Source organism: Paracoccus sp. P2 (assembly GCF_046335115.1).
In the GTDB taxonomy this organism is placed as follows: Bacteria; Pseudomonadota; Alphaproteobacteria; order Rhodobacterales; family Rhodobacteraceae; genus Paracoccus; species Paracoccus pantotrophus.
Map to the genome: position 1 here is coordinate 74,829 of NZ_JBGOSN010000002.1, position 24,105 is coordinate 98,933.

Annotated in this window: 20 protein-coding genes; 8 read left to right on the plus strand and 12 right to left on the minus strand. The window is 68.2% G+C overall.

The annotated features are described in order from the left end of the window. Positions 1–20: 20 nt before the first annotated feature. From ACDP63_RS01545 to ACDP63_RS01570, 6 genes are all read right to left on the minus strand, one after another. On the minus strand, positions 21–2,135 hold the full coding sequence (locus ACDP63_RS01545) for an exonuclease domain-containing protein (RefSeq protein WP_024843824.1): 2,115 nt from the start codon (positions 2,133–2,135) through the stop codon (positions 21–23). Beyond that, positions 2,132–2,497: a response regulator transcription factor gene (locus ACDP63_RS01550; RefSeq protein ID WP_024843825.1), complete on the minus strand. Its 366-nt coding sequence runs from the start codon at positions 2,495–2,497 to the stop codon at positions 2,132–2,134. Before ACDP63_RS01550 ends, ACDP63_RS01545 begins: the two co-directional genes overlap by 4 nt. Further along, on the minus strand, positions 2,494–5,193 hold the full coding sequence (locus ACDP63_RS01555; RefSeq protein ID WP_028710268.1) for an ATP-binding protein: 2,700 nt from the start codon (positions 5,191–5,193) through the stop codon (positions 2,494–2,496). Before ACDP63_RS01555 ends, ACDP63_RS01550 begins: the two co-directional genes overlap by 4 nt. Continuing rightward, positions 5,190–5,435 carry a hypothetical protein gene (locus ACDP63_RS01560; protein ID WP_024843827.1) on the minus strand — a complete coding sequence of 82 codons (246 nt, stop codon included), beginning with the start codon at positions 5,433–5,435 and terminating at the stop codon, positions 5,190–5,192. The genes ACDP63_RS01555 and ACDP63_RS01560 overlap by 4 nt, the downstream gene beginning before the upstream one ends. Then, entirely contained in the window at positions 5,432–6,880 is a 1,449-nt protein-coding gene (locus ACDP63_RS01565) for a putative nucleotidyltransferase substrate binding domain-containing protein (protein WP_024843828.1), read from the minus strand. Before ACDP63_RS01565 ends, ACDP63_RS01560 begins: the two co-directional genes overlap by 4 nt. A 227-nt stretch (positions 6,881–7,107) precedes the next feature. Next, entirely contained in the window at positions 7,108–8,433 is a 1,326-nt protein-coding gene (locus ACDP63_RS01570) for an MFS transporter (protein WP_024843829.1), read from the minus strand. 217 nt (positions 8,434–8,650) lie between these two features. Between ACDP63_RS01570 and cyoA the strand changes: the two genes are divergently transcribed. From cyoA to ACDP63_RS01610, 8 genes are all read left to right on the plus strand, one after another. Continuing rightward, a complete protein-coding gene (gene cyoA, locus ACDP63_RS01575; RefSeq protein WP_024843830.1) occupies positions 8,651–9,853 on the plus strand; it encodes a ubiquinol oxidase subunit II in 1,203 nt (400 codons plus the stop codon). 13 nt (positions 9,854–9,866) lie between these two features. Then, positions 9,867–11,873, plus strand: coding sequence for a cytochrome o ubiquinol oxidase subunit I (gene cyoB, locus ACDP63_RS01580; RefSeq protein ID WP_024843831.1), 2,007 nt, complete (start codon positions 9,867–9,869; stop codon positions 11,871–11,873). Between the two features lie 3 nt (positions 11,874–11,876). Next, a complete protein-coding gene (gene cyoC, locus ACDP63_RS01585; protein ID WP_011751324.1) occupies positions 11,877–12,494 on the plus strand; it encodes a cytochrome o ubiquinol oxidase subunit III in 618 nt (205 codons plus the stop codon). Then, the gene (cyoD, locus tag ACDP63_RS01590) at positions 12,494–12,877 is read left to right on the plus strand and encodes a cytochrome o ubiquinol oxidase subunit IV (protein WP_024843832.1); all 384 of its coding nucleotides are present in this window, start codon (positions 12,494–12,496) and stop codon (positions 12,875–12,877) included. The genes cyoC and cyoD overlap by 1 nt, the downstream gene beginning before the upstream one ends. Beyond that, positions 12,874–13,566: an SURF1 family protein gene (locus ACDP63_RS01595; protein ID WP_024843833.1), complete on the plus strand. Its 693-nt coding sequence runs from the start codon at positions 12,874–12,876 to the stop codon at positions 13,564–13,566. The genes cyoD and ACDP63_RS01595 overlap by 4 nt, the downstream gene beginning before the upstream one ends. Before the next feature lie 182 nt (positions 13,567–13,748). Then, entirely contained in the window at positions 13,749–15,557 is a 1,809-nt protein-coding gene (locus ACDP63_RS01600; RefSeq protein ID WP_024843834.1) for a PHA/PHB synthase family protein, read from the plus strand. Between the two features lie 79 nt (positions 15,558–15,636). Next, positions 15,637–18,336: a cation-transporting P-type ATPase gene (locus ACDP63_RS01605; protein WP_409927642.1), complete on the plus strand. Its 2,700-nt coding sequence runs from the start codon at positions 15,637–15,639 to the stop codon at positions 18,334–18,336. Positions 18,337–18,419: 83 nt separating this feature from the next. After that, positions 18,420–18,707 carry a hypothetical protein gene (locus ACDP63_RS01610; RefSeq protein ID WP_024843836.1) on the plus strand — a complete coding sequence of 96 codons (288 nt, stop codon included), beginning with the start codon at positions 18,420–18,422 and terminating at the stop codon, positions 18,705–18,707. A gap of 21 nt (positions 18,708–18,728) precedes the next feature. Here ACDP63_RS01610 and ACDP63_RS01615 read toward each other — a convergent pair whose 3' ends face one another. The 6 genes from ACDP63_RS01615 to ACDP63_RS01640 are packed head-to-tail and all read right to left on the minus strand — an operon-like array spanning position 18,729 to position 24,101. Beyond that, positions 18,729–19,544: an alpha/beta hydrolase gene (locus ACDP63_RS01615; protein ID WP_024843837.1), complete on the minus strand. Its 816-nt coding sequence runs from the start codon at positions 19,542–19,544 to the stop codon at positions 18,729–18,731. Further along, positions 19,545–20,234: an ABC transporter ATP-binding protein gene (locus ACDP63_RS01620; protein ID WP_024843838.1), complete on the minus strand. Its 690-nt coding sequence runs from the start codon at positions 20,232–20,234 to the stop codon at positions 19,545–19,547. Continuing rightward, positions 20,231–20,995: an ABC transporter ATP-binding protein gene (locus ACDP63_RS01625; RefSeq protein WP_036747293.1), complete on the minus strand. Its 765-nt coding sequence runs from the start codon at positions 20,993–20,995 to the stop codon at positions 20,231–20,233. Before ACDP63_RS01625 ends, ACDP63_RS01620 begins: the two co-directional genes overlap by 4 nt. Then, positions 20,988–21,980: a branched-chain amino acid ABC transporter permease gene (locus ACDP63_RS01630; protein WP_081750502.1), complete on the minus strand. Its 993-nt coding sequence runs from the start codon at positions 21,978–21,980 to the stop codon at positions 20,988–20,990. The genes ACDP63_RS01625 and ACDP63_RS01630 overlap by 8 nt, the downstream gene beginning before the upstream one ends. Positions 21,981–21,983: 3 nt before the next feature. Next, the gene (locus ACDP63_RS01635; RefSeq protein WP_028710264.1) at positions 21,984–22,895 is read right to left on the minus strand and encodes a branched-chain amino acid ABC transporter permease; all 912 of its coding nucleotides are present in this window, start codon (positions 22,893–22,895) and stop codon (positions 21,984–21,986) included. Positions 22,896–22,955: 60 nt separating this feature from the next. Further along, the gene (locus ACDP63_RS01640; RefSeq protein ID WP_028710263.1) at positions 22,956–24,101 is read right to left on the minus strand and encodes an ABC transporter substrate-binding protein; all 1,146 of its coding nucleotides are present in this window, start codon (positions 24,099–24,101) and stop codon (positions 22,956–22,958) included. Positions 24,102–24,105: the final 4 nt, after the last annotated feature.

Sequence of the window (24,105 nt, forward strand, 5' to 3'; positions counted from 1 at the left end):
GCCGGCGCCGGCCCTGCCCGTCAATAGCGCAGCCGGGCGTAATAGGAATGCTCGGCCGCCGCGCGCGCCTGGCCCAGGGTGACGATGCCCCGCGCCTTCAGCAGCGGCAGCAGGCGCAGGAACACCTCGGCCGTCACCAGCGCATCGCTCAGCGCGTTGTGGCGCTGGGTGATCTCGACCCCCAGCCGCGCCGCGATGGCTTCCAGCGAATGCGAGGGCTCGTGCGGCTGGGCGATGCTGGCCAGCAGCAGCGTATCCAGCACCGGCTGGTCGAAGCGCAGCCCGGTCGCCGCCTCTTTCATCTGCAAAAAGCGCATGTCGAAGGCGACGTTGTGGCCGACCAGCACCGTGTCCGCGGCATAGGCGTGGAAGGCCGGCAGCACCGCGGCGATGCGGGGCTGGCCCTGCACCATCTCGGGGCGGATGCCGTGATAGGGGATGGATTCGGGCGGAATCTCGCGGCCCGGATCGACCAGCTGGTCGAAACGCTCGCCACGCAGCATCTTGCCGTTCAGGATGCGCAGCGCGCCGATCTGGATGATCTCGTCGCCCTGCGCCGGGTTCAGGCCGGTCGTCTCGGTGTCGAAGACGGTATAGCTCAGCCGCTCCAGCAGTTGGTCGTCCAGCGAGCGGCTGGAATCGCTGGCCGCGAACAGGTCGAAATCATAGAATTCCGGCCGCGTCTCCAGCGCCTCGGCCTCGGGCCCGGCCGAGGCGGTCGGCAGCAGGAAGCGGAAAAAGGACAGGCCGGCCGGGCGGTCCTGCTCCAGCCACAATTCGCCGCCATGCCGCTCGGCGATGTCGCGGGCGGCGGCCTGCGCGCCGCCATCGCCGCCCGCGGCCGGGGCGGCCGGATCGAGCGGCCAGACCAGGTCCAGATGCGCCCAGCCCGGCGTCGCGGCAGGCGCAAGGCGCAGCGTCAGGGACGGCATGCCCTGCGGCCCCGACAGCGATTCTGCCAGCGCGCCAAGCGCCTGGATCAGCGAAAAGCTGTCCAGTCGCAGCCACAAACCGTCATCGGCGCTTTCCACCTTGGCCACCCGCCCGGTCTGCGCCAGCACATGCTGCGCCGCCGCCGCCAGCAGGTCGTCGCCCAGCATCTCCTGCAGGGGCCAGCGGGTCAGGATCTCTTGCGAGGCATCGGCCGTCATCGCCGCCAGCCGCTGGCCCATGGCCGCCACCTCGTCGCGGACGATGGCGTGGAAGCCGTCGCGCTCGGCCGGCTCCAGGTCGGGATAATCCAGCATGTCCAGCGCCGCGCCCATATTGGCCAGCGAGGCGCGGCTGGCCTCGGTCAGCTCGGTCAGGCGGCGGTCGCGGCGGGACTGGGCGGCATAATCCTGGGTGATGTCGTCAAGCAGCAGCACATAGCCGCTGATCGCGCCCGCCTGCGGCCGCACCGGCGCCAGCACGACATGCAGCAGGCTGCCGGTGGTGGTGGTGGTGACGAATTGCGCCGAAACCGCCGTGTCGCCCCGCGCGATATGGCGGTCCACCGTCTCGCGCGCATGCTCGATCAGCGCGCGGTCGATCACCGCGTGGATCGAGCGGCCCAGCCCGATCGCCTCGGCCCCGCCGGCAAGCTGCCCGCCCGAGACGCGATGGAACAGCCCGCGGGCATGGTCATTGTAAAGCAGGATGCGGCCGTCGAGATTGCAGACCACGACGCTTTGGCGCAGCTCGGCCATCAGCGCGCCAAGCTGGTCGCGTTCCTGCGCCACCTTCTCTTGCGCCTCGGCCACCAGCCGGGCCATGTCGGTCTGCAGGGTCTGGCGCTGGTCGGCCAGCCGGTTCACCGCATCGGCCAGCCCGGCCAGCGCACCATCCGCCTGCGGCCGCGGCGCGTCGGCATTCCCGGCCAAGAGCCGCGCGGCATCGGCCAGCCGCGCCGGTGCCTCGACATGGCGGGCATGAAGCCGCGCCGCCCACCAGCCCGTCAGCGCCGCGCCCACCAGCCACCAGCCGAACAGGATCGCGCCGCTGGCTTGCAGCGCCGGGGCCAAGGCGGCGCCCAGCCCCCCGCGCGGCCCCAGGGGCAGCGAGGCATAAAACAGCCCCGCGCCCAGCAGCGCCCAAAGCGCCAGCGCCAGCCCCGGCGCGGCGGCAAGCAGCAGGCGGCGCGGCCCGGGCCTCATGCCAGCATCTCGCGGATGCGCACGATCAGTTCGCGGGTCGAGAAGGGCTTGGTCACATAGGCATCCGCCCCCGCCCCCATGCCGCGGGCGATGTCGGTGTCGCGGCCCTTGGCGGTCAGCATCAGGATGCGGATGCCGGAAAGGTCGGGATCGGCGCGTACCGCCTCGCAGACCTCGAAGCCGCTCATGCCCGGCATGGCCGCATCCAGCAGCACCAGCCGCGGTCGCTCGCCGCGGATCATCGCCAGCGCCTGGGTACCGTCGGGCGCAACCAGCACCTCGTAGCCCTCGCGCTTGAGCATGAAGGACAGCGAGACAACGATATTCGGCTCGTCATCCGCGATCAGCACCCTCTCCGTCATCCAACCCTCCCTTGCTGCGAAAGCGGCAGGCTGAAGGCAAAGCACGCCCCCTGCCCCGGCTGGCTGTCCAGCCACATCCTGCCGCCCAGATTAACCACGATCTGCCGGCTGATCGGAAGCCCGAGCCCGGTGCCGGGCGGGCGGTTGCCGGCCTCGCCGCCCTGACGGAACTTGTCGAAGACGGCGGCCTGGTCCGCGGCCGCGACGCCGGGACCGTTGTCGCGCACCATGACCACCAGTTCGTCGCCCTGATGGCGCAGGGCGACCTCGACCCGGCCGCGGCCCTCGGGGACGAATTTCGCGGCATTCGACAAAAGGTTGACCAGAACCTGCGTCAGCCGGTCGGGATCGGCCAGCACCATCGGCACCTGCTCGGGCAGGTCCAGCATCACCTCGGCGCCACGCTCGCGGAACAGCTCGGCGGTGGAACGCAGGGCCGCCGCGATCAGCGCCTTCATGTCCACGTCGGTATTGTGCCATTCGGCCATGCCGGATTCGATCTTGGCCAGGTCCAGAACCTGGTTGACCAGCCGGCTCAGCCTTTCGCTTTCCGACAGGATGATGCCCAGGAACTCCTCGCGCTCGGCGGGCTGGATATCGGGCGTGTCCAGCATCAGTTCGGTCAGCGCCCGGATCGAGGTCAGCGGCGTGCGCAATTCATGCGTGACCGAGGACATGAAATCGTCCTTGAGCTGATCGAGGCTTTTCAGCTTTTCATTGGCGGCGCGCAGCTCGACCGTCGCCTCCTCGAGCTCGCGGGCATAGGTGCGCACCTGCGAGGCCTCGTCGATGATCTCCAGCACGTCGCCCAGGCTCAGCGGTTCCTCTTGCGCCACCGATTCCACCATGACACGGGCCGAGGCGGTGCCGATGGCGCCGGCGATCTGGCGCTCGACCCGCTCCACCAGCCGGGCGTCGGCGGTCAGGCTGTCCAGTGCGGTTCCGGTCTCGCGCGCGTGGTCGCGAAACAGCGCCTCGGCCCGCGCCGCGCCCAGGAAACGGCCGGCCAGCCGGCGCAGATCCTCGGGCCGCGCCCGGCCGCGCCAGAAGACCGGCTGCGCCTGGCCGCGCTGGAACACCTCGACGAAAAGCAGCGCCTGGCTGGCCTCGCGGGCCGAGGCGCGGCCCCGAAGCGACAGGCCGACATAAAGCCCGATATTGACCAGAAGGCTCCAGAACAGCGAATGGGTCAGCTCGTCAAAGCCGGTCAGCCCGAACAGGCGCTGCGGTGCCAGGAAGGCCAGGCCGAAGGGACCGTCGAGGAAACCGCCCGGAATCCAGCCCGAACGCGCGACCGAGGGCAGCATCAGGGTATAGGCCCAGACCAGCGAGCCGCCGATCAGCCCGCCAAGCGCGCCGGCCCTCGTCGCGCCACGCCAATACATGCCGCCCAAGAGCGCCGGGGCGAATTGCGCCACCGCGGCAAAGCTGATCAGCCCGATCGAGACCAGCGCATAGGCCTCGCCCGCCACGCGGAAATAAAGATAGCCCAGCAGCAGCACCAGCAGGATCGCGGCCCGGCGGATGTTCAGCAAAAGCTGCGTCAGATCGCCCCCGGTGCGGGCAAAGCGGCCGCTGCCCAGCAGGGCGGGCATCACCAGGTCGTTGCAGACCATGGTCGAGACCGCGACGGTTTCCACGATGATCATGCCCGTCGCCGCCGAAAGCCCGCCCAGATAGGCCAGCAGCGCCAGCCATTCCGCACCCTGCGACAGGGGCAGCGTCAGCACATAGCTTTCCGCCCCCGCCCCGCCGTCGCCGAAGATCAGCATCCCGCCGATGGCGATGGGCAGCACGAAGATGTTGATCAGCAGCAGATAGGCCGGAAACTGCCACGAGGCGGGCAGGATGTGCCGCTCGTTCACGCATTCGACCACCATCATCTGAAACTGCCGCGGCAGCAGCAGCACCGACAGCATCGACAGCAGCGTCAGCGTGAACCATTGCGCGCCCTGGAAGCCCTGGAACCCCTGCCCGCCCAGTTGCAACAACGCGGCGATGTCGGGCTGGGCCTGCGCCCGCGCCCAGATGTCGCCCATGCCGCCGAAAAGCCCGTAGGTGACGAAGATGCCCACCGCCAGGAAGGCCGCCAGCTTGACCGCCGATTCGAAGGCGATGGCGGCGACCATGCCTTCGTGCCGCTCGGACAGGTCCAGGTGGCGGGTGCCGAAGACCACGGCGAAACCGGCCAGCGACAGCGCCATGTAAAGCGTGCCGTCCTGCCACCAGGCCGCATCGGCCGGGCCGGGGCCGCCGGTCAGCGCCTCGTAGCCGGCCGAGACCGCTTTCAATTGCAAGGCGATATAGGGCAGGATGCCGACAACGGTGATCAGCGTGACCAGCGCCGCCAGCAGCGGGCTCTTGCCATAGCGGCTGGCGATGAAATCCGCGATCGAGGTGATGCGGTAGCTGCGGGCGATCCGCACCATCTTGCGCAGCACCAGCCAGGCCAGCAGCATGGCCAGCATCGGCCCCAGATAGATCGGCAGGAACCACACCCCGCCCGAGGCGGCGCGCCCGACGCTGCCGAAATAGGTCCAGGCCGAGCAATAGACCGCCCAGGACAGCGCATAGACCAGGCTGTTGTCGATCAGCGAGCGGCCCTGGCCGGCGCGGCGGTCGCCATGCGCCGCCACCGCCACCAAGAGCAGCAGGTAGCCAAAGGAAACCGCAAGGACCAGGGCAGGCTGGATCATCCCTCGCGCTCCCCGGCGTCCCGCGGCTCCTTGCCGCCGCGGCCGGTGCGCGGCGCGCTGACCCAGGCCAGGGCGGCGATCAGCCCGATCCAGATCACGAACAGCGCCACCGGCAGCAGCGGCAGCCCCAGCACCGTCAGCGGCTGGTCCCAGACCAGCAGCAGCGGGAAATTGAGCAGCAGGAAACCGGCGCCGCACAGCGCCAGCAGCACCTCGGATCGGGGACCGTCGCGCCGCCTCATAGCAGGTCCAGCCGGTAATGCTGGCCCAGCCATTGCTTGAAATCGCGCACGATGTTCAGCGAATCGCGCAGGGCCTGGCGATCCAGCCGGCCCAGGTCGGCGGGACGGATGCTGTTGTCGGGCGCCTGCCCGCGCGCGATCTGCGCCAGGTTGCCGTCCAGCTTCAGCGCCATCATGCAATGCAGCGCGTCGGTCAGGTCGCGCGCCAGCCCGGCATCGATGCGCCCCGCCGCCGCCAGCGCCTGCAAGCGGGCGCGGGTGCCGGTCGCAGCGATGCCATATTCCAGCGCCAGGGCGCGGGTGCCATGCACGACCGGGAAGATGCCCAGCTTCTTGAGGTCGATCTCGGCCGCCTCGGGTCCGCGCATCCCCGGCAGGCGACGCCACCAGCCGCCCTCGGCGCCGCTGTCGAACTGCCGGATCGCGGCGGCGAAGCGGGCATGGAAACTGTCGCTGCCGGTCAGGATGCGCCGCAGCCGGTCCCGCAGCGCGACCAAGAGCCCTTCGTCGCCCGCCACCGCCGCGGCATCGAGAAAGATCGCCAGGTTCATCGGCCCCTCGGCATCGCCGCCATGGACCCAGTCGCGGATGGTGTCGCCGAAGCCCTGCACGCTCTGGCACCACAGCGGCCGGCTCAGCATGATGCCGCCCGGACAGGGCGGATAGCCGAAGGAGATCAATGCCTCGGTAAAGGCCTGCGTCACCCGGTCGAGCCCGTCGAAGCTGAAATCGTCGCGCAGGATCAGGGCGTTGTCCTGGTCGGTGCGGATGATTTGTTCCGACCGCCCCTCGCTGCCCATGACGATCAGGCAGCTGTTGTCGCGCAGCGCCTGCGGCGCCAGCAGCTGCCACAGCCGGCGAAAGATCTGCCGGTTCAGCCCGCCGACCAGCCCGGCGATGACCTCGATTCGCACGCCGTCCTCGTGCAGGGCGCGGATCAGCGCCTCGACCTGGGCGGCGGGCCGGGCCAGTTCGGCCGGGCTGGTCGCCCGCGCGATCTCGGCCGCGACCAGGTGCGACTGGTTGGCCAGGAAGCCCATCAGGTCCAGCTGGCTGAGAATGCCGGCAACCGCATCGCCCTCGCGCACCAACACGCGGTGGATGCGGTGGCGCAGCATCAGCGTCATCGCGTCGAAAAGGTCGTCGTCGATCGAGACGGAAAAGGGCGTGAAGCTGGTGAAGTCGCGCACCTTCAGCGCCGCGGGGGGCGTCTCGCGCAGGATCGCCTGCACCAGGTTGGTGGTGGTGAAGATGCCCAAGCGCGTGCCGTCCCGCACCAGCGCATCGGTGATGCCGCGCGCCGCGAGTTCGCGGCACAGCGTCAGCAGGTCGGTTTCGGCATCGACGAAATGCGGCTTGCGCAGGATGGCGTCGCCCACCCGCGCGGTAACCAGCGTCACCATCTCGCGCTGCTCGTGGCGCTGCGCGCGCTCGACGGCCGTCATCGCCGGCCTTCCCGCCGCCCGGCCAACAGACATCAAGCCACCGCTTCAGAGGAATCGCGCATGGATTCTCTGCCCCCTCCCAACCTTGAAACCGCACCAGGCGCAACCTTTTCAAGGCTGCGCCCGGCGCCATACCGGCCTTCCTCCTGCTCGCAATACCTTGATAAGCCTAAGCCCAGGGCTTGCACAACATCCTTGCCGCGGGTGGGGGTGCGGAAGGGCCGCGATCAGGGGTCGACGGCGCGGAACTCCAGCTTGCCCGAAAGCAGGATGGCAACGGTCGAGCAGACCGCGCCCGACAGCAGATAAAGCCCCGCGGCGGGCAATCCCAGCCAGGTGGACAGCAACAGCGCGGTCAGCGGCGCAAAGCCCGCGCCGAACATCCAGGCCAGGTCCGAGACGATGGCCGAGCCGGTATAGCGGTTGCGCGCCTCGAACAGCGAGGCCACCGCGCCCGAGCTTTGCCCGAAGCTGAGGCCGAGGATGAAGAAGCCGACGATCATGTAGACCAGCTCGCCGGTCTGGCCGCCGGACAGCAGCAGCGGCGCCAGCGCGGCAAAGCCGCCGATCAGCAGCGCGCCCACCAGCAGCAGGTTGCGCCGGCCGAAGCGGTCGGCCAGCCAGCCCGACAGCAGGATGGCCAGGATGCCGCCGGTCGCCGCCACCGCCTCGATGATCAGGAAGCTCAGCAGCGTTTCGTCGGTGTAAAGATAGATCCAGGACAGCGGATAGACCGTGACCATGTGGAACATGGCAAAGCTGGCCAGGGGCACGAAGATGCCGATCAGGATCGCGCCGCCGTCCTCGCGCAGGGTCTTGCCGATGCGGGTCGGCTGAAGTTCGCGCGATTCGAACAGCTCGGCGAATTCCTCGGTCGCGACGATGCGCAGCCGCGCGAACAGCGCCACGACATTGACCGAGAAGGCGACGAAGAACGGATAGCGCCAGCCCCAGTCCAGGAAATCCTGCGCCGTCAGGTTGGCCGCCAGATAGGCGAACAGCAGGCTGGCCACGATCAGCCCGATGGGTGCGCCCAGCTGCGGCACCATGGCGTAAAAGCCGCGGCGATGGCGCGGCGCGGTCAGCGCCAGCAGCGAGGGCATGCCGTCCCAGGCGCCGCCCAGGGCCAGCCCCTGCGCGATACGCAGCACGGCCAGGATGGCCACGGCCCAGCCGCCGACGTTCTCGTAGCTGGGGATGAGGCCCATGGCGACGGTCGCGGTCCCCATCAGGAACAGCGCCGCGGTCAGCTTGGTCACGCGGCCGTGGCGGCGGTCGATGCTCATGAACAGCACGCTGCCCAGCGGTCGGGCGACGAAGGCCAGCGCCAGCAGCGCGAAGGACAAGAGCGTCCCGGTCAGCGGATCGGCAAAGGGAAAGATCCGCTGCGGAAAGACGATCACCGAGGCGATGGCGAAGACGAAGAAATCGAAGAATTCCGAGGTGCGCCCGATGATGACGCCCACCGCGACATCCGAGGGCGAAACCCGGTGGCGGCCATGCGAGGACGGGGCGGCCGATTGCACGGCGGGCGTGGAGGAGGTGGTGCTCATGTGTCGAGGAATCCGATGCGATGCAGATTCGTGCCGGGCACGGGCCAACCCGCCGCGGCGTTTCCGGCCTCATAGCTGCCGCAAGCCAAAACTGAACTGTATAGGACAAAACGTCGCATGGCGGATTTGATCTAGATCAAGGTAATTCGCCCCGTGCCATGTCGCGCCCCGCGACTCAGCCCTCCGTTCCCGTCGCTCACCGACATCGGGTAGTCCAATGACCTACATAAGAAAATTCGCCCGCCTGCCCTGGCTTGCCTTGCTGATTCCGCTTGCCGCCTGCAAGGCCGAGGTGCTGGCGCCCGCCGGGGACGTGGCCGCGCGGCAGCGCGACCTGCTGGTGATCTCGACCCTGCTGATGCTGCTGATCATCGTGCCGGTGATGGTGCTGACCGTGATCTTTGCCCGCCGCTATCGCGAAAGGAACAAGGACGCCGACTATCGCCCGGACTGGGATCATTCGACCAAGCTGGAATTCGTCATCTGGGCCGCGCCGCTTCTGATCATCATCACCCTGGGCGCGCTGACCTGGGTCGGCACGCATCTGCTGGATCCCTATCGGCCGCTGGACCGCATCAGCGCCGACCGCCCGCTGACCGAGGCGCATGAGCCGCTGCCGGTGCAGGTGGTGGCGATGGACTGGAAATGGCTGTTCATCTATCCCGAGCAGGGCATCGCCTCGGTCAACGAGCTGGCCGTGCCGGTGGATCGCCCGGTCGCGTTCAGGCTGACCTCGACCTCGGTGATGAACGCCTTCTACATCCCCGCGATGGCCGGCATGATCTATGCCATGCCGGGGATGGAGACCAAGCTGAACGGCGTCTTCAACCATCCCGGCGAATACAAGGGCATCGCCTCGCATTATTCGGGACACGGCTTCTCGGGGATGCATTTCAAGGCGCATGCCACCGACGAGGCCGGCTTCGACGCCTGGGTCGAAAAGGCGCGGGCCACCGGCGGCACGCTGGACCGCCCGCGCTACCTGGAACTGGAGGCGCCCAGCGAGAACGTGCCGCCGATGTCCTTTGCCGAGGTCGACCCGCAGCTGTTCCAGCGCATCGTCAACATGTGCGTCGAGCCGGGCAAGATCTGCATGGCCGAGATGATGGCGCTGGACGCGCAGGGCGGCACCGGGCTGGCCGGTACGATGAACGTGACGGCCCTGACCTATGACAAGCATCAGCGCCGCGGCACCCGCGCGCCGGTGCTGGGCTGGGAACCCTTCCAGGTCGCCTCGTTCTGCACGCCCGAGGATTCGGCGCTGATGTTCGGCCAATCGCCCGAGCTGGCCCGCGCGCCGCTGGACACGGCCCCGCTGCGCGGCCATGCGCTGGTGCCGCCGAAAGGGCCCTTCGCCCCCTCGCAAGACAATGCCGTCACGCTGCTGGACCCCGCCGAGGGCCGGGCGCGGAACTTCTGATCGGACGCAAAGCATGGCTACCTTTTCCAACGAGACCACCTTTCTTCTGGGCCGGCTGAACTGGGACGCGATCCCGAAGGAGCCGATCGTCTGGGCCACCTTCGTCGTCGTCGCCCTGGGCGGCATCGCGCTGCTGGCCGCGCTGACGAAATACCGGCTCTGGGGCTGGCTCTGGCGCGAATGGTTCACCTCGGTCGATCACAAGAAGATCGGCATCATGTATATCGTGCTGGCGCTGGTCATGTTCCTGCGCGGCTTTGCCGATGCGGTCATGATGCGGCTGCAGCAGGTCTGGGCCTTCGGCGGCTCCGAGGGCTACCTGAACGCGCATCACTACGACCAGATCTTCACGGCCCATGGCGTGATCATGATCTTCTTCGTGGCGATGCCCTTCATCACCGGGCTGATGAACTATATCGTGCCGCTGCAGATCGGCGCGCGCGACGTGTCCTTCCCCTTCCTCAACAATTTCTCGTTCTGGATGACGGTGGGGGGTGCGGTCATCACCATGGCCTCGCTGTTTCTGGGCGAGTTCGCGCAGACCGGCTGGCTGGCCTTTCCGCCGCTGTCGGGTATCGGCTACAGCCCCTGGGTCGGGGTGGACTATTACATCTGGGGGTTGCAGGTCGCCGGCGTCGGCACCACGCTGTCGGGGATCAACCTGCTGGTGACGATCCTGAAGATGCGGGCGCCGGGCATGACCATGATGCGGATGCCGGTCTTCACCTGGACCTCGTTCTGCGCCAACATCCTGATCGTCGCCTCGTTCCCGGTGCTGACCATGACGCTGATCCTGCTGACGCTGGACCGCTATGTCGGCACCAATTTCTTCACCAACGACCTTGGCGGCAATCCGATGATGTATATCAACCTCATCTGGATCTGGGGCCACCCCGAGGTCTATATCCTGATCCTGCCGCTGTTCGGCGTGTTTTCCGAGGTCACCTCGACCTTCTCGGGCAAGCGGCTGTTCGGCTATTCCTCGATGGTCTACGCGACCGTCTGCATCACGGTGCTGTCCTATCTGGTCTGGCTGCACCATTTCTTCACCATGGGCTCGGGCGCTTCGGTGAACTCGTTCTTCGGGATCACCACGATGATCATCTCGATCCCGACCGGGGCCAAGCTCTTCAACTGGCTGTTCACCATGTATCGCGGCCGCATCCGCTATGAGCTGCCGATGATGTGGACCATCGCCTTCATGCTGACCTTCGTGATCGGCGGCATGACGGGCGTGCTGCTGGCGGTGCCTCCGGCGGATTTCGTGCTGCACAACTCGCTGTTCCTGATCGCGCATTTCCACAACGTGATCATCGGCGGCGTGCTGTTCGGCCTGTTCGCGGCCATCAACTTCTGGTGGCCCAAAACCTTCGGCTTCAAGCTGGACGTGTTCTGGGGCAAGGTCTCGTTCTGGTTCTGGGTCGTGGGCTTCTGGGTGGCCTTCATGCCGCTTTACATCCTGGGCCTGATGGGCGTCACGCGGCGGCTGCGCGTCTTCGACGACCCGGACCTGCGGATCTGGTTCGCCATCGCCGCCTTCGGCGCGGTGCTGATCGCCTGCGGCATCGCGGCCATGTTCGTGCAGTTCGGCGTCTCGATCCTGCGCCGCAACCGGCCGGACTATCGCGACGTCAGCGGCGATCCCTGGGACGGGCGCACGCTGGAATGGGCGACCTCCTCGCCGCCCCCGGCCTATAACTTCGCCTTCAGCCCGATCTCGCACGGGCTGGACAGCTGGTGGGAGATGAAGCAGCAGGGCGCCGTGCGTCCGACCGGGGGCTACATGCCGATCCACATGCCCAAGAACACCGGCGCCGGCGTGATCCTGGCCGCGCTGGCCATGGTCTGCGGCATGGCGCTGGTCTGGTATGTCTGGTGGCTGGCGGCCCTGAGCTTCCTGGGCATCATCGCCGTGTCGATCGCCCATACCTTCAACTACGACCGCGACTATTACATCCCCGTCTCGGACATCGAGGCGACCGAGGATGCCCGGACGCGCCAGCTTGCGCAGGGGGTTTGAGAGATGAGCCACGCGACAACCGACACCATGCGCCAATACTGGGAGCTTGAGCCCCATCACCACCCCGAGGGCGCCTCGACCAGCCTAGGCTTCTGGGTCTACCTGATGAGCGACTGCCTGATGTTCGCGGTGCTCTTCGCGGTCTATGGCGTGCTGGGCACCAGCTTCGCCGCCGGGCCGGGACCGAAGGACCTGTTCGACCTGGAACTGGTGGCGGTCAACACCGCCATGCTGCTGCTGTCCTCGATCACCTTCGGCTTCGCCATGCTGGCCATGGGCAAGGGCGACCAGCGCGGCACGCTGCGCTGGCTGGCGGTGACGCTGTTCTTCGGCCTGTGCTTCCTGGCCATCGAGCTTTACGAGTTCCACCACCTGATCCATATCGGCGCCGGGCCGCAGCGGTCCGGGTTCCTGTCGGCCTTTTTCACGCTTGTCGGCACGCATGGGCTGCATGTCACCTTCGGCTCGATCTGGCTGGTGACGCTGATGGTGCAGATCACCCGGACCGGGCTGATCCCGGCGAACCAGCGCCGCATGGTCTGCCTGTCGATGTTCTGGCATTTCCTCGACGTCATCTGGATCGGCGTCTTTACCTTCGTCTATCTGCTGGGGATGATCTGATGTCCGCCGAACACGCCCATGCCGCGCATCACGACGATCACGGCCACGACCATGGCAGCTATGCCTCTTACCTCAAGGGTTTCCTGCTCTCGGTGATCCTGACCGCGATCCCCTTCGGCCTGGTCATGGCCGGCGGCTTCGAAAGCCGCGCCCTGACCGCCGTCACGGTGATCGGCTTTGCCGTGGTGCAGATCCTGGTCCACATGGTCTATTTCCTGCACATGAACGGCAGGCAGGAAGAGGGCTGGACCATGCTCTCCACCATCTTCACCGTGGTGGTGGTGGTCATCCTGCTGGCCGGCTCGCTCTGGGTCATGTATCACATGAACACCAACATGATGCCGCAGATGGACCATGAGCTGATGCAGGGCTTCGGTTCGTGACCCTGCGCCGGCTGGCGGCGCCGGCCGGGGCGCTGGCGGTGTTCCTGGCGCTGATGGCGCTGGGGCTCTGGCAGGTGCAGCGGCTGGCCTGGAAGACCGACCTGATCGCGCGGGTCGAGGCGCGGCTGGCGGCAGGCCCGGTCCCCGCCCCCGGACCTGCCGAATGGGCCGGGATGGACGCGCGCGATGCCGAATACCGCCGCATCGCGGTGACGGGAACCTATCGCGCGGACAGCGACACGCTGGTCAAGGCGGTGACGGAACGCGGGCCGGGCTTCTGGGTGATGACGCCGCTGCAAACGCCCGAGGGCTGGACCCTGCTGGTCAATCGCGGCTTCGTCGCGGATACCGCCCGCGACGACCGCCCCCTCCCCCAGGGCGAGGTCACGGTGACGGGCCTGCTGCGCATGAGCCAGCCCGGCGGCGCCTTCCTGCGCGGCAACGATCCCGCGGCCGGGCGCTGGTATTCCCGCGACACTGCCGCCATCGCCGCGGCGCAGGGGCTTGGCCCGGTCGCGCCCTGGTTTCTCGACGCCGATGCCCAGGGCGACGGGGCGCAGCCCATCGGCGGGCTGACCGTGGTCCGTTTCCGCAACAGCCACCTGGGCTATGCCCTGACCTGGTTCTCGCTGGCGGCGCTTTGGGCGGGCTGGCTGCTCTGGGCCCGGCGCCGGGGCGCGCGGGACTGACGGGCGCGAAGGGGCCAGGGCCCGGGAAAACCCACGCGACTTGACTTGAATCAACGTCCTGGCGGCTTGATATCCGCAAGGGTGGGCAAGATGCTGGCGCCGCCAGGTCGGAAGGACCGAGCCGCGCCCCATCGTCATCCGGTCCCTGCGTGCCCGCCCCCGCGTCCGCCAAGGAGATGCCCATGAAGACCCCGACCAGCGCACCGAAGCCCGCTGCCGCATCCGCATCCGCCGACCTGCCGCCCGTGCCCTGCCCCGAGACGCTGGGGCGCGAAGCCTTCCGCACCTTCGACCGCATGCGCGAGGCAATGGCGGCGCAGTTCACCGGCGGGCTGTCGCCGGCGGCGCTGACGCTGGCCCTGCAGGATTGGACCATGCACCTGGCCGCCGCGCCGGGCAAGCGGATGGAACTGGTCGACAAGGCCAACCGCAAGGCCGCGCGGCTGTTGTGCCACCTGGCCGCGCTTGGCGTGGACCGCGAGACGCCGGCCTGCATCGACCCGCTGCCCGGCGATTATCGCTTTGCCGCCGAGGGCTGGAAGAAGCCGCCCTTCAGCATCTGGGCGCAGGCCTTCCTGCTGCAACAGCAATGGTGGCACAATGCCACGCATGAGGTGCCCGGCGTGAACCCGCATCACGAGGAGATCGTCTCCTTCGCCGCGCGGCAGATGCTGGACGTGTTCTCGCCCTCGAACCTGCCCTTCACCAATCCCGAGGTGATCGCCCGCACCATGAAGACCGGCGGCATGAACCTGGTCGCCGGCATGCGCAACTGGACCGAGGACGTGATCCGCCAGGCCACCGGCCAGCCCCCGGTCGGGACCGAGGCTTTCGTGGTCGGCAAGGACGTGGCGGTGACACCCGGCAAGGTGATCTATCGCAACCACCTGATCGAGCTGATCCAATACGCCCCCACGACCGAAACGGTGCTGGCCGAGCCGGTCCTGATCGTGCCGGCCTGGATCATGAAATACTATATCCTGGACCTGTCGCCGCAGAACTCGCTGATCCGGCACCTGGTGGCGCAGGGGCATACGGTCTTCTGCATCTCCTGGCGCAATCCCACGGCCGAGGATCGCGACCTGTCACTGGACGACTATCGCCGGCTGGGGGTGATGGCGGCGCTGGATGCGGTCGGCGCCATCCTGCCGCAGCGCAAGGTCCATGCCGTCGGCTATTGCCTGGGCGGCACGCTGCTGTCGATCGCCGCCGCCGATATGGCGCATGGCGACGACGACCGGCTGGCCAGCCTGACCCTGCTGGCGGCGCAGACCGATTTCAGCGAGCCGGGAGAGCTGGCGCTGTTCATCGACCACAGCCAGGTCAACCTTCTGGAAAGCATAATGTGGAACCGGGGCTATTTGTCCGCCGACCAGATGGCTGGGGCCTTCCAGCTGCTGCGCTCGAACGACCTGATCTGGTCGCGCATGGTGCATGACTACCTGATGGGCGAGCGCAAGCCGATGATCGACCTGATGGCCTGGAACGCCGATTCGACGCGCATGCCCTACCGGATGCATGCCGAATACCTCAAGCGGCTCTACCTGGACAACGAACTGGCCGCCGGACGCTTCATGGTCGAGGGCCGGCCCGCTGCGATCCAGAACATCCGCGTACCGATCTTCGTCGTCGGCACCGAGCGCGACCATGTCGCGCCCTGGCGCTCGGTCTTCAAGATCCATTACCTCAGCAATACCGAGCTGACCTTCGTGCTGACCAGCGGCGGCCACAATGCCGGCATCGTCAGCGAGCCGGGCCGGCCGCGCCGGCGCTATCGCATCGCGCTGCGCGAGGCCGGCGGACGCTGCCCCAGCCCCGACAGTTGGGCCGAGACCGCCGAGGCGCGGCCGGGTTCCTGGTGGGAGGCCTGGACCGGATGGCTGGCCGCGCATTCCTCGGCCAAGCACGTCCCGCCGCCGGCCCTGGGCGCCCGCAGGGCCGGCTATGCACCGCTGGCCGATGCGCCCGGCAGCTATGTGCTGCAACGCTAGGGCCCGGCCCCGCGCATTGCACGCAGGGACGAATGCCGCCAAACAGGTCCGGGACAGGTGACTGCCGAAGGAGAGCGCCATGAAGCCAGCCGAGATCGTGCCGGACGGGTCCGCATGGCACGCCCAGAGCGGCGAGGAGGTCTGCACCGCGCTGGCGACCAGCCTGGACGGGCTGGCCCATGACGAGGCCGCGCGGCGGCTGGAGCGTTTCGGGCCGAACGAGCTGCCGCCCGCCGCCCGCACCCATCCGGCATTGCGCTTCCTCGCGCAGTTCAACAATGCGCTGATCTATTTCCTGCTTTCGGCGGCGGTCGCGGCCATCGCGCTGGGGCATGTCATCGACGGCGCGGTGATCGTCGTCGTGGTGCTGGTCAACGCCGTCGTCGGCTTTGTCCAGGAGGGCAAGGCCGAACGCGCGCTGGACGCCATCCGCGACATGATCGCCCCCCATGCCGTGGTGCTGCGCGAGGGCGAGCGGCACACCCTCGACACCCGGCAGATCGTGCCCGGCGACATCGTGGTGGTCGAGGCCGGCGACAAGGTGCCCGCCGACCTGCGCCTGCTGCGCGCCCGCGGGCTCAGCGCCGACGAGGCGCTCCTGACCGGCGAATCGGTGCCGGCGGAAAAGACCGAAACGCCGGTGACGCCCGATGCCGCGCTTGGCGACCGCGCGCCGATCCTGCATTCCGGCACGCTGATTACCACCGGCCAGGGCATCGGCGTGGCCGTGGCGACCGGCCCGCGAACCGAGATCGGCCGCATTTCCGGCATGATCGGCGCCGTGCAGACCCTGACCACACCGCTTCTGCGCCAGATCAACGCCTTCGGCACCCGCTTTACCTGGTTCGCCATCGCCACCGCGGCGCTGCTGTTCGCCTTTGCCACGCTGTTCCGGGGCTATGCCCCGCTGGATGCGCTGATGGTGGTGGTGGCGCTGGCGGTCGGCGTGGTCCCCGAGGGGCTGCCCGCCGTGATCACCATCACGCTCGCCATCGGCGTGCGCCGCATGGCCGCGCGCAATGCCGTGGTGCGCCGCCTGCCCGCGGTTGAGACGCTGGGCGCGACCTCGGTGATCTGCTCGGACAAGACCGGCACGCTGACCCGCAACGAAATGACCGTGCGCCATCTGGTGACTGCCGCCAGCCTGACCGCGGTATCCGGCACCGGCTATGCCCCCGAGGGGCGGTTTTCCGGCCCCGACGGCGCCGAGCCCCTGCCCGACCCCGAGCGCGACGCCCTGATCCGCGCCGGGCTTCTGTGCAACGACGCCCTGCTGGTCGAACGCGACGGGCTTTGGGCCGTGCTGGGCGACCCGATGGAAGGCGCGCTGGTCGCCACCGCCGCCAAGGCCGGCCTGCACCCGGAAACCGAACGCGCCGCCTGGAACCGGCTGGACGAGATCCCCTTCGACGCGCAGCACCGTTTCATGGCGACGCTGCACGAAACCCCGCAGGGCGGGCGGCGCATCTTCGTCAAGGGCGCGCCGGAACGGGTGCTGGCCATGTGCGCGGCGCAGGCGGCGGGCGGCACCACCCTGCCGCTCGATCCCGGCTATTGGCAGGAATGCATCGACGCCTGTGCCGAGGGCGGCGAGCGGGTGCTGGGCTTTGCCATCCTTGCCGCCGGCCCCGAGGTAGAGCGGCTGGATTTCGCCATGGTCGAAAGCGGGCTGACCTTCCTGGGCCTGGCCGGCTTCATCGACCCGCCGCGCGACGAGGCCATCGCCGCGGTGGCCGAATGCCGCTCGGCCGGGATCGCGATCAAGATGATCACCGGCGACCACAAGGGCACGGCGGCGGCCATCGCCCGGCAGCTGGCCATCGCCGACGACCCGAAGGTGCTGGAGGGCACCGCGCTGGACGGCATGCCCGACGAAAGGCTGCGCCAGGTGGTCGAGGAGGTCAGTGTCTTTGCCCGCGCCACGCCCGAGCACAAGCTGCGCATCGTCAATGCCTTGCAAGCGAACGGCCATATCGTCGCCATGACCGGCGACGGGGTGAACGACGCGCCCGCCGTCAAGCAGGCCGATGTCGGCGTCGCCATGGGCCGCAAGGGCACCGAAGCCGCCAAGGAGGCGGCGCAGATGGTGCTCTTGGACGACAACTTCGCCTCGATCGTCGCCGCCGTGCATGAGGGCCGCACCGTCTACGACAATATCCGCAAGGTGATCGGCTGGACGCTGCCCAGCAATGGCGGCGAGGTGCTTTGCGTGATCCTGGCCATCATCCTGGGCGTGACCCTGCCGATGACGCCGGTGCAGATCCTGTGGATCAACATGATCCTGACCGTCACCCTGGGCCTGGTGCTGGCCTTCGAGCCGCCCGAGCCCGACGTGATGAACCGCCCGCCGCGGCCGCGCGACGCGCCGATCCTGTCGCGCTTCCTGGTCTGGCGCATCGGCTTCGTCTCGGTGCTGTTCATGCTGGGGGTGTTCGGCATCTTCGCCTATGCCCAGCATCGCGGCTACGGGATCGAGGGTGCCCGCACCATGGTGGTCAACATGCTGGTGGTGATGGAGATCTTCTACCTGTTCAACGTGCGCTACCTGCATCGCACATCCTTCAGCCTGATCGGCGCCATGGGCACGCCCGCGGTGCTGGGAGCGATTGCCGTGGTGGTCGCGGCGCAGCTTCTGTTCACCTATGCGCCCTTCATGCACGCCCTGTTCGACAGCGCGCCCCTGGCCTTTGTCGACGGGCTGGTGATCGTGCTGGCCGGCGTCGTGACCATGGCCATCCTGGAGATCGAAAAGATCGTGACCCGCCGCCTGACCCTCTAGCCGCGGCGGCATCGCTCCCCCCGGATTGATTTTGTTCCCGATATGTTCTAGGTTGGGGCCATGATCCGCAAGGGAGATCCGCCATGGATGCCACCACCTTTGCCCTGCCGGCCACGCCGCGCCAGATCGCCTATGCCCGCTCGCTGGCGCTGAGGAACCAGACGCTGCTGCCCTGGGATGTGCAGCAGGACCGCCGCACGCTCAGCGCCTGGATCGAGGCGCAGGCGCGGATGCGGCCGGCCACGGGACTGCCGACATCGAAACAGGTCGCCTTTGCCGAGCGCATCGCCCGGCTCAAGCGCCGCGCCGTGCCCGACGAATGCTTCCGCGACCGCCAGTTGCTGTCGCGCTGGATCGACAGCAATCGCTGAACCCCGCGCCACACGCCCGGATCAGGGCCGCATGTCCGGCGCCGCCAGGGCCGACAATTGCATCCCGGCCGGGTCCGCCAGATCGTCCAGCACCTGGAAATGGTCGCAGCCCGGAACGTGCAGCAGCGCCGCCCGCTCGCCCGCCAGCCGGCAGGCCCCGGCATAATCGTCGGATTGGCGGATCAGTTCCGGCAGTTCCTCGGCGCCGACAGCGATCAACATGGGCGCGCCGGCGCCGATATTGCGCTGCGGGCTGCAGGCGGCGATCTCGGCCGCGGTCAGTCGCAGCTTGTCGTTCAACTGGCCCAGGCCGATCGGCTCCAGGTCGAACAGCCCGCTGATCGCTAGGACCGAGCCGACGGCGGGATGGCCCCGATGCATGGCCGCCAGGTGCCCGCCCGCGGAATGCCCGGCCAGGCAAAGCGGCCCGACCCCTTGTGCCGCCAGATGGTCCAGAAGCTGCCCGATCTCGGCCACGATCTGCGTCATCGACGCCTCGGGCCCCAAGGTGTGTTCGGCCAGGATCACGTCATGGCCGCGCGCCATGGGGCCCTGGGCGCAGAAGGCGAAATCCTCCTTGACGCAGCTTTGCCAATAGCCGCCGTGGATGAAGACGAAGACCGGCGCATCCGGCCGGCCGCAGGAAAACCAGTCATAGGTCTGGCGCGCGCCGGGGCCGTAACGCAGATCCCGCCGGCAGTCATGCGCGGCGTAGAACCGGTCGCTGCGGGCGCGGAAATCCCGCATCAGCCCCGGAAAATCCGCAAGCCTGCCAGTGTTGCTATAGGCCACGTCCAGTTCCTGCCGGGTCATCCCCCGGTAAATCGCCACCGCCATTCATACCCCCAGATAGCGGTCGGTCAGGTCGGCGGTCAGGTCGGCGATGCCGCCCTGCCAGACCGTCGCGCCGCGTTCCACGATCACGGCGCGGTCGGCGACCGAGGCGATCTCGCTGAGCGACTTGTCCACCAGCAGGATCGACAACCCCTCGGATTTCAGCCGCCGCACGCCGGCCCAGATCTCCTGCCGCACGACCGGGGCCAGACCCTCGGTCGCCTCGTCCAGCACCAGCAGGCGCGGATTGGTCATCAGCGCCCGGCCGATGGCCAGCATCTGCTGCTCGCCCCCCGACAGGGTGCGCGCGACCTGGCCCATGCGTTCCTGCAGGCGGGGAAACAGCGCGCAGACCCGGGCCATGTCCCAAGGGCCGGGACGGGCGGCGACGGTCAGGTTCTCGGCCACGGTCAGCGGCGCGAAGCAGCGCCGGCCCTCGGGAACCAGCCCGACGCCCAGCCGCGCCACCTTGGGCGCGGAAAGCCCGGCGACATCGCGGCCGGCAAGGCGCAGGCTGCCGCCGGAATGCGGCATCAGGCGGCTGATGCAGCGGATCGTCGTGGTCTTTCCCATGCCGTTGCGGCCCATCAGCGCCACCACCTCGCCCTGATCCAGATCCAGCGTGATGCCAAACAGCGCCTGCACCGGGCCATAGGATGCGGTCACGTCGCGCAGTTCCAAAAGCCGGGTCATGCATCCTCTCCCAGATAGGAGCGCCGCACCTCGGGATTGGCGCGGATCTCGGCCACGCTGCCGGTGGCGATGACGCGGCCATAGACCAGCACCGAGATGCGGTCGGCCAGCGCAAAGACCGCATCCATGTCATGTTCGACCAGCAGGATCGGCGCCTCGTTGCGCAGCTCCGACAGGATCGCGGTCAGCTGTCGCCCGCCCTCCAGCCCCATGCCGGCCATCGGCTCGTCCAGCAGGAAGGCGCGCGGGCGCAGGGCCAGCGCCATGGCAATCTCGAGCTTGCGGCGCTCGCCATGCGAAAGCCTCGCGGCCGGGACCAGGTGCCGCCCGGCCAGGCCCGCCTGCTCGATATGGAACAGGGCGGGTTCGGTCAGCTTGCGGTCGGCCAGCGCCGGCAGGTGAAAGCGGAACACCGTGCCGCTGGCCCCGGCCACCGCCAGCATGACGTTTTGCAGCACGGTGAAATCCGGGATCACCGAGGACACCTGGAAGCTGCGCGCCAGCCCCAGCCGCGCCCGCGCCGCGGCGCCCAGCCCGTCGATCACCTGCCCCTCGAAGCGGATGCTGCCGGCGTCGGGTCGGATCTCGCCGACGATCTGCTTGATCAGCGTGGACTTGCCGGCGCCGTTCGGGCCGATCAGGGCGTGGATCTCGCCCGGGCGCAGGTCCAGGCTGACATCGTCGGTCGCCAGCAAGGCGCCGAAGGCCTTGCGCAGGCCCCGGATCTCCAGGATGGGTTCGTTCAGCTTGGGTTCAGGCATGGCGGCCCCTTTTCGTGACGATGCCGATCAGCCCGCCCGGCGCGAACAGCACGATCCCCAGCAGCAGAAGGCCCAGCAGCGCCTGCCAGTAATCGCTGATGCCGCCCAGCACATGCTCCAGCAGGATGAAGATCGCCGCACCCGCGACCGGGCCGCAAAGCCGCCCCACACCGCCCAGGATGACGAAGACCATGATCTCGCCCGACATGTGCCAGGACAGCATGGCCGGGCTGACGAAACGGTTCAGATCGGCGTAAAGCGACCCCGCCAGCCCGACGATCATCCCCGACAGCACGAAAGCCGTCAGCCGGATCGCATAGGGGCGGATGCCGACGGCGACGGTGCGCTGGCTGTTCTGCCGCGCCGCCTGCAAGGCCAGGCCAAAGCGCGACTGGGTAACGACCGCGGTAAAGGCCAGCGCCACGGCCAGCAATGTGGCGCAGATGGCGAAATACTGGATCGGGGCAAAGGTGTTCAGGCCGGGAAAGCTGTTGCGGACATAGAAGCTCAGCCCGTCCTCGCCGCCGTAGCGCGGCCAACTGATGGCGAAATAGTAAAGCATCTGCGCGAAGGCCAGCGTCACCATGATGAAATAGACGCCCGAGGTGCGCAAGGACAGCGCCCCGATGGCCAGCGCCGCCAGCCCCGCCGCCAGCATCGCCATGGGCCAGATGCCCAGCATCTCGTTGCTGCCCATGACGGTGAAGGGCAGCGTGGCGACCGGCGTGCCCGCCGCGGCATGGCTGGCCAGGATCGCGGTCACATAGCCGCCGATGCCGAAGAAGGCGGCATGGCCGAACGAGATCAGCCCGCCATAGCCAAGCGCCAGGTTCAGCCCCACCCCCGCCAGGCCGAAGATCGCCGCCTTGGTCGCCAGCGTGACGGCAAAGCCCTCGCCCAGCAGATGCGCGGCGACGGCGGTGGCGACCAGCAGGGCCAGGATCGCCAGGTTGATCGCGGTGTCGCGGTTCAATGTCTCTCGCATCGCTCAGGCCCTCGCCCCGAAAAGCCCCTGCGGCCGCAGGATCAGCACCACGGCCATCAGCACATAGATCAGCACCGAGGCCAGCGAGGCGCCCACGGTATTGGCGCTGGACGCGTCCAGCACCCGCGACAGCAGCCCCGGCAGCAGCGCCTTGCCCAGCGTGTCGGTCATGCCGACCAGCAGCGCGCCGATGAAGGCGCCCTTGATCGAGCCGATGCCGCCGATCACCACCACGACGAAGGCCAGGATCAGCACCGGCTCGCCCATGCCGACCTGCACCGACTGGATGGTGCCGACCAGCGCGCCCGCCAGTCCCGCCAGCGCCGCGCCAAGCGCAAAGACGATGGTGTAGAGCCGGGCGATGTCCACCCCCAGCGCGCCGATCATCTCGCGATCCGCCTCGCCGGCGCGGATGCGGATGCCCAGCCGGGTGCGGGTGATCAGCCACCACAGGCCCAGGGCCACTGCCGCGCCGAAGCCGATGATCACCAGCCGGAACAGCGGATAATGCAGCCCGCCCGGCAGCACCACCGCGCCGGAAAGCGAGCCGGGCAGCTTGAGGTAAAGCGGGAAGGAACCGAAGAGCCAGCGCGTGCCCTCGGAAAACACTAGGATCAGCGCGAAGGTCGCCAGCACCTGGTCCAGGTGGTCGCGGGCGTAAAGCCGGCGGATCACCGCGATCTCGACCAGCGCACCCGCGGCGGCGGCCGCCGCCAGGCTGGCGACCAGCCCCAGCCAGAACGAGCCGGTGGCCGCCGCCGCCGCCGCGCAGGCGAAGGCCCCGGTCATGTAGAGCGAGCCATGCGCAAGGTTGATCAGCCCCATGACGCCGAAGACCAGCGTCAGCCCGGCCGCCATCAGAAACAGCATCATCCCGTATTGCAGGCCGTTCAGCGCCTGCTCGGCCAGAAGCATCACCGCTTTCTCTCCCGATTTGCCAGGGGGCCGGGCTTTGTCGACCCGGCCCGGCAGGGCTTACATCTTGCACTGCTCGGCATAGGCGTCGCCATGGTCGGCCATGGCCGGGCCGATGATCTTGTTGGTCAGCACCTCGCCTTCCCGGACCACCTCGCGCACGTAATAGTCCTGGATCGGGTGCTGGTTCGGGCCAAAGCGGAACTTGCCGCGCACGCTGGGGAAATCCGCTTCGGCCAGCGCGGCGCGGAAGGCATCGGCATCGCCCACATCCGCCTTGGCGACGGCCGAGAGCAGCAGGTTGGCCGTGTCATAGGCCTGCGCCGCGTAAAGCGAGGGCAGCCGGCCGTATTCGGCCTGGAAGGTCTCGACGAAAGCCTTGTTGGCCTCATTGTCCAGATCCTTGGACCATTGCGCGGTGTTCCTGACCCCCAGCGCGGCATCGCCCACCGCGGGCAGGATGTCCTGGCTGAAGCTGAAGGCCGGGCCGATCACCGGCTTGCCGACGCCGGATTCGGCATATTGCTTCATGAAGGCGATGCCCATGCCGCCGGGCAGGAAGAAGAACACCGCATCCGCGTCGCTGGCGCGGATCTGGGCGATTTCGCCGGCGTAATCGGTCTGGCCGACCTGGGTATAGATCTCGCTGACCACCTCGCCCTTGTAGTAACGCTTGAAGCCCGCCAGCGAATCCTGCCCGGCGGGATAGTTCGGCGCCATGATGAAGACCTTGCCGATGCCGGCATCCGTGGCATGGGCGCCCGCCGCCTCGTGCAGGTTGTCGTTCTGGTAGGAGACCGAGAAGTATTTCGGATTGCAGCCCGCCCCGGCCAGCTGCGAGGGCGCGGCATTGGTGGACAGATAGAACTTGTCCTGCGCCACCGCCGCCGGCACCACCGCCATGGCGAGGTTCGACCAGACGATGCCGGTCAGCACGTCCACCTGTTCGGACTGGATCATCTTGTCGGCGATCTGCACCGCGACATCGGGTTTCTGCTGGTCGTCCTCGATCACCAGCTCGACCTGCTTTCCGGCATCGCCGGCGTTCTTCAGCGCCAGCAGGAAGCCATCGCGCGTGTCGACGCCCAGCCCGGCCCCGCCGCCCGACAGCGTGGTGATCATGCCCACCTTGACGGGTTCGGCCTGGGCGGCCCCGGCCAGGGCCAGGGCGGCAGAGCCGCAGATCAGCAGTCTTTTCAGTTTCATGTCG

Excerpts from the sequence above, each read along its gene's own strand:
- ACDP63_RS01545 (WP_024843824.1), bottom strand. The coding sequence starts at position 2,135 with ATGAGGCCCGGGCCGCGCCGCCTGCTGCTTGCCGCCGCGCCGGGGCTG.
- ACDP63_RS01550 (WP_024843825.1), bottom strand. The coding sequence starts at position 2,497 with ATGACGGAGAGGGTGCTGATCGCGGATGACGAGCCGAATATCGTTGTC.
- ACDP63_RS01555 (WP_028710268.1), bottom strand. The coding sequence starts at position 5,193 with ATGATCCAGCCTGCCCTGGTCCTTGCGGTTTCCTTTGGCTACCTGCTG.
- ACDP63_RS01560 (WP_024843827.1), bottom strand. The coding sequence starts at position 5,435 with ATGAGGCGGCGCGACGGTCCCCGATCCGAGGTGCTGCTGGCGCTGTGC.
- ACDP63_RS01565 (WP_024843828.1), bottom strand. The coding sequence starts at position 6,880 with ATGACGGCCGTCGAGCGCGCGCAGCGCCACGAGCAGCGCGAGATGGTG.
- ACDP63_RS01570 (WP_024843829.1), bottom strand. The coding sequence starts at position 8,433 with ATGAGCACCACCTCCTCCACGCCCGCCGTGCAATCGGCCGCCCCGTCC.
- cyoA (WP_024843830.1), top strand. The coding sequence starts at position 8,651 with ATGACCTACATAAGAAAATTCGCCCGCCTGCCCTGGCTTGCCTTGCTG.
- cyoB (WP_024843831.1), top strand. The coding sequence starts at position 9,867 with ATGGCTACCTTTTCCAACGAGACCACCTTTCTTCTGGGCCGGCTGAAC.
- cyoC (WP_011751324.1), top strand. The coding sequence starts at position 11,877 with ATGAGCCACGCGACAACCGACACCATGCGCCAATACTGGGAGCTTGAG.
- cyoD (WP_024843832.1), top strand. The coding sequence starts at position 12,494 with ATGTCCGCCGAACACGCCCATGCCGCGCATCACGACGATCACGGCCAC.
- ACDP63_RS01600 (WP_024843834.1), top strand. The coding sequence starts at position 13,749 with ATGAAGACCCCGACCAGCGCACCGAAGCCCGCTGCCGCATCCGCATCC.
- ACDP63_RS01605 (WP_409927642.1), top strand. The coding sequence starts at position 15,637 with ATGAAGCCAGCCGAGATCGTGCCGGACGGGTCCGCATGGCACGCCCAG.
- ACDP63_RS01610 (WP_024843836.1), top strand. The coding sequence starts at position 18,420 with ATGGATGCCACCACCTTTGCCCTGCCGGCCACGCCGCGCCAGATCGCC.
- ACDP63_RS01615 (WP_024843837.1), bottom strand. The coding sequence starts at position 19,544 with ATGGCGGTGGCGATTTACCGGGGGATGACCCGGCAGGAACTGGACGTG.
- ACDP63_RS01620 (WP_024843838.1), bottom strand. The coding sequence starts at position 20,234 with ATGACCCGGCTTTTGGAACTGCGCGACGTGACCGCATCCTATGGCCCG.
- ACDP63_RS01625 (WP_036747293.1), bottom strand. The coding sequence starts at position 20,995 with ATGCCTGAACCCAAGCTGAACGAACCCATCCTGGAGATCCGGGGCCTG.
- ACDP63_RS01630 (WP_081750502.1), bottom strand. The coding sequence starts at position 21,980 with ATGCGAGAGACATTGAACCGCGACACCGCGATCAACCTGGCGATCCTG.
- ACDP63_RS01635 (WP_028710264.1), bottom strand. The coding sequence starts at position 22,895 with ATGCTTCTGGCCGAGCAGGCGCTGAACGGCCTGCAATACGGGATGATG.
- ACDP63_RS01640 (WP_028710263.1), bottom strand. The coding sequence starts at position 24,101 with ATGAAACTGAAAAGACTGCTGATCTGCGGCTCTGCCGCCCTGGCCCTG.